Genomic DNA, 3,581 nt, shown 5'->3' on the forward strand with positions numbered 1-3,581 from the left:
GCTAAAACACTGATCAGAGGCCCTTAGCGGCAGACGAGTCGGGCTATACGCCGGGTTCTGTGCCCCGGGACCTCGCGGTCGTCGGGGTGACGGCCATCCATCTAGGGTCGGCATTGCTGCCGGCCTCGTGCGGTCTACCCGCGGACTCGGGCGGGCAGCCCTCGGTCGTCCGCGCAGAAGCACCGGGGTGCTTCCTCTTGACCTTGCTCCAGGTGGGGTTTACCTAGCCGCCTGAGTCGCCTCAGGCGCTGGTGGTCTCTTACACCACCGTTTCACCCTTACCGAGGGCCGGAGCCTTCGGCGGTCTGTTTTCTGTGGCACTGTCCCGCGGGTCACCCCGGGTGGCCGTTAGCCATCACCTTGCCCTGTGGAGCCCGGACGTTCCTCGGGGAGGTCCGTAAGGACCCCCACGCGGCCGTCCGCCCGGCTCGTCTGCCGTGTCGACCATCGTACCCGCCGTGACCGGGACCGCGGCGCCGAGGCCGACGCGGCGGCCGTGGCGAGGAAGGAGCCCGCGAGGATCAGGGTGAAGGCGGCCCAGAAGGACGCCGTGAGGTGTTCGGAGAGGAAGACGACGCCCGCGATCGCGGCGACCGCCGGGTTGATGTACGTGAAGACGACCGCCCGCGTCGGGCCCGCCTCGCGGATGAGTTCGAGGAAGACGACGAACGCGAGCGCGGTGCAGATGACGCCGAGGCCCGCGAGGGCCGCGAGGGTCGGCCCGTCGGGGAGCTCCGCGGGCCGTGAGGCCACCGCCGCGGGCGCGTACACGACGGCCGCGAGCGCCAGGCACGGCGCGATCAGCTGGAGCGTCGGGACGCCCTTGAGGTGGCGGGCGACGATCAGCGGGGCGATCGCGTAGCCGAGCGCCGTGATCAGGACCTCGGTGAGCGACCACGCGTCGCCGCCGGTGAGGTGCGGGACGGTGAGGACGGCCACCCCCGCGAAGCCGAGTGTCAGGCCCGTGACGCGGCGGGTGCCCAGGCGTTCCGTGTCGCCGAAGAACCGGGCGAGCGCGGCGCCGATGATCGGGACCGCGGCGATCAGCAGGCCCGCGGTGGAGCTGGAGAGGTGGCGTTCGGCGTCGGTCAGCGTCCACCAGGGGCCGAGGATCTCCACGGCGGCGAAGGCGAGCATCGGCCGCCAGTGCGTCTTCAGTACGCGGGTCAGGCCGCCTTGTCGTACAGCGAAGGGGAGCAGCAGCGCGGCGCCGAGCGCGCAGCGCGTGAACACCACCGTCGACGGCGTCAGATCGCTGTCGACCGCCACCTTGATCATGAGGTACGGGATGCCCCACAGGACACCCATCAGGGAGAACAGGCCCCAGCCGCGTGCAGTCATGCGGACAGTGTGGAATCGGTCGGGGTGGCTCGTCTTGAACGTCGTTGCGGCGCCGGTCCGTCGCATACGACGCTGTTGCGGTACGCCGCCGGGGTCACCCCGAGGACCCGGCGGAACCAGCGCGTCAGATGCGCCTGGTCGGCGAAGCCCACCAGGCCCGCCACCTCCGCGGGGCGCAGCCCGGTCTCCAGGAGCGCGCGGGCCCGCGCGACGCGGTGCTGGGCGAGCCACGCGTACGGCGGCATCCCCATCGTCGTACGGAACGCGCGCAGCAACTGGTAGCGGGACAGGCCGAGTTCGGCGGCGAGCTGGGCGAGGGACGGCGGGGCGAGGACGTCGTCGGCCAGGCGGTCGCGTACGGAGAGGGCGATTCCGGCCGCGCCGGGCACCGTGGCGTGCGCGGGGTGTGCGGGGCGAGCGGGGTGTGCGGGGCGGGTGATGCCGTGGCGTCGGGCCAGCGCCTCAAGCAGGACGGAGAGGCGGGACTCGGCGGTCAGGGCGGCCAGGGGGTCGGTCGGGGCGGCGGACGGGGGGCCGGGCTGGGGGCCGCCGAGTGGAGGGCCGGGTGGACGGCCGGGTGGGGTGTCTCCTGCCACGCGTGCGTTCGCGTCCGCGTTCACGTCCGCGCGCAGTTCGGCGTGCGTGGCCCGCAGTGCCGCCGCCAGCTCCGGGTCGTTCAGGACGGGGTCCGGGAAGTGCGGCAGGGCGCCCGCGGCGTCGGCGAGGAGGTGGGCCGCGGGGTACATCGCGCGATAGGCGTAGCCGTCGCCCGCGCCGGGGCGGCCGGTGTGGGGCTCGCCGGGGGCGAGTACGACGATGGCGCCGGGGCCGATGTCGAGGCGGGTGCCCCGGTAGTCGATGATCTCGGTGCCGCCGACGCAGACGCCGACGGTGAACTCCTCGTGGGAGTGCGGCGCGTACTGGTGCCGGTCGAAGCGGGCGGTGAGGAGGTCGAGGGAGTCGCCGCCGCCGAGGGGGGCGCGGGTCCAGGTGGCGCGGTCGCCGTCGGGCCGCCGGGCTCCCGTCAGCGGTCCGGTTCCGTGCCCCGTCCCCCGTACGCCGCCGCCCATGTCGCGCCCCCTTCACCCGAGCCGTACGCCCCGCCGCACGCAGCGCGTGCGCCCCATGGCCGAAGCATGCCGTGCGCACCCCGGGTCCGCTCAAGCGTGTTTCACCGCTTGAACGCGTCCACCCCCGTCTTCCATGCCGCCGCCAGGTCGACCCCTTCGGGGAAGCGGCCGTGGATCTCGAGGATGACCATGCCGTGCGCGAACGCCCAGATGGCGCGCGCCAGTTCCACGTCTCCCCCGCACACCCGCAGGAGCGGCGCCGCGGCCCGGTCCTCCAGGCCGGGCGGCAGCGCGTGCCGCGGCAGGGGGCGCTCGGTGGCGAGGCGGTACAGGTGGGGGTGGTCGAGGGCGTAGGCCCGGTAGGCGTCGGTCAGCGCCGCCAGGGAGCCGGGCTCCCTGGCCTCCGCGGCCTCGCAGGCCGCCGCGGACTCGGCGAGCTGCTGCGCGACCAGCTCGACCTCGACGGCGAACTTGTCGGGGAAGTGCTTGTAGAGCGAGGGCGCCTTGATGCCGAGGCGGTCGGCGAGGGACCGCATCGTCAGGGCCTCGGGCCCGGCCTCCTCGAGGAGGGCGCGGGCCGCGGCGGCGATCTCGCGGGCCCGGGGGGTGAGCCGCTGGTCCTGGTCAGCCACGCTGGAAGCCTTCCTTCGTACGCAGTCCATAGCCGAAGGCGCGATCGTACGAGATGTGGGCGAGCCAGCCGCACAGCGCCGCGAGGACGGGGGCCCAGGTGAAGGGCACGACGGTGTAGAGCGCCATGAGGGCGAGGGGGACCAGGGCGCGGTGGGCGGTGTTGTAGTACGGGACCGCGCGGGGCGGGAGCTGGCCCTTGGCCATGCGGGGCGCTTCGCGCGCGGCGACCAGGAAGGTGAGGTCCGGGGCGATCAGGCCGGCGAACGCGAAGGTGCCGGCGAGCCAGCCGTGGTTGACCGCCTCCAGGACGGCGAAGGTCGACCAGAACAGGGCGGCGGCAAGCCAGGCGGCTCGGCGGGGGGTGGCGAGGGCGCGGAGTGTGGTGGCGGTGGTCATGGCGGGCTCCTCGGAAAGGGTGGGCTAACACCGTTAGCCACGACGGTACGGCTAACGGCGTTAGCCGTCAAGGCCTGCCCTCGCGGGGCGCCCCAGACCCGCCCCTTCACCGAAACCAGGGGCTGCCGCCCCTGGCACCCC

General features: G+C 73.8%; 3 protein-coding genes, 1 other RNA gene and 1 pseudogene. All 5 read right to left on the bottom strand.

The genetic code is table 11. The features are described 5' to 3' along the window. Window positions 1-30 precede the first annotated feature (30 nt). Window positions 31-431: RNase P RNA component class A (rnpB, locus tag ACFWZ5_RS45600), an RNA gene on the bottom strand. Window positions 432-558: 127 nt separating this feature from the next. Then, a pseudogene (locus ACFWZ5_RS45605) lies at window positions 559-1,407 on the bottom strand (DMT family transporter); the annotation flags it as partial. After that, the gene (locus ACFWZ5_RS45610) at window positions 1,338-2,411 is read right to left on the bottom strand and encodes an AraC family transcriptional regulator (RefSeq protein WP_384800309.1); all 1,074 of its coding nucleotides are present in this window, start codon (window positions 2,409-2,411) and stop codon (window positions 1,338-1,340) included. The pseudogene ACFWZ5_RS45605 and the gene ACFWZ5_RS45610, both read right to left, overlap by 70 nt. A gap of 101 nt (window positions 2,412-2,512) precedes the next feature. Continuing rightward, a complete protein-coding gene (locus ACFWZ5_RS45615; RefSeq protein WP_384800306.1) occupies window positions 2,513-3,043 on the bottom strand; it encodes a TetR/AcrR family transcriptional regulator in 531 nt (176 codons plus the stop codon). Then, the gene (locus ACFWZ5_RS45620; protein ID WP_384800303.1) at window positions 3,036-3,440 is read right to left on the bottom strand and encodes a DUF4260 family protein; all 405 of its coding nucleotides are present in this window, start codon (window positions 3,438-3,440) and stop codon (window positions 3,036-3,038) included. Before ACFWZ5_RS45620 ends, ACFWZ5_RS45615 begins: the two co-directional genes overlap by 8 nt. Window positions 3,441-3,581: the final 141 nt, after the last annotated feature.

It is taken from the genome of Streptomyces sp. NPDC059003 (assembly GCF_042740445.1).
GTDB lineage: Bacteria > Actinomycetota > Actinomycetes > Streptomycetales > Streptomycetaceae > Streptomyces.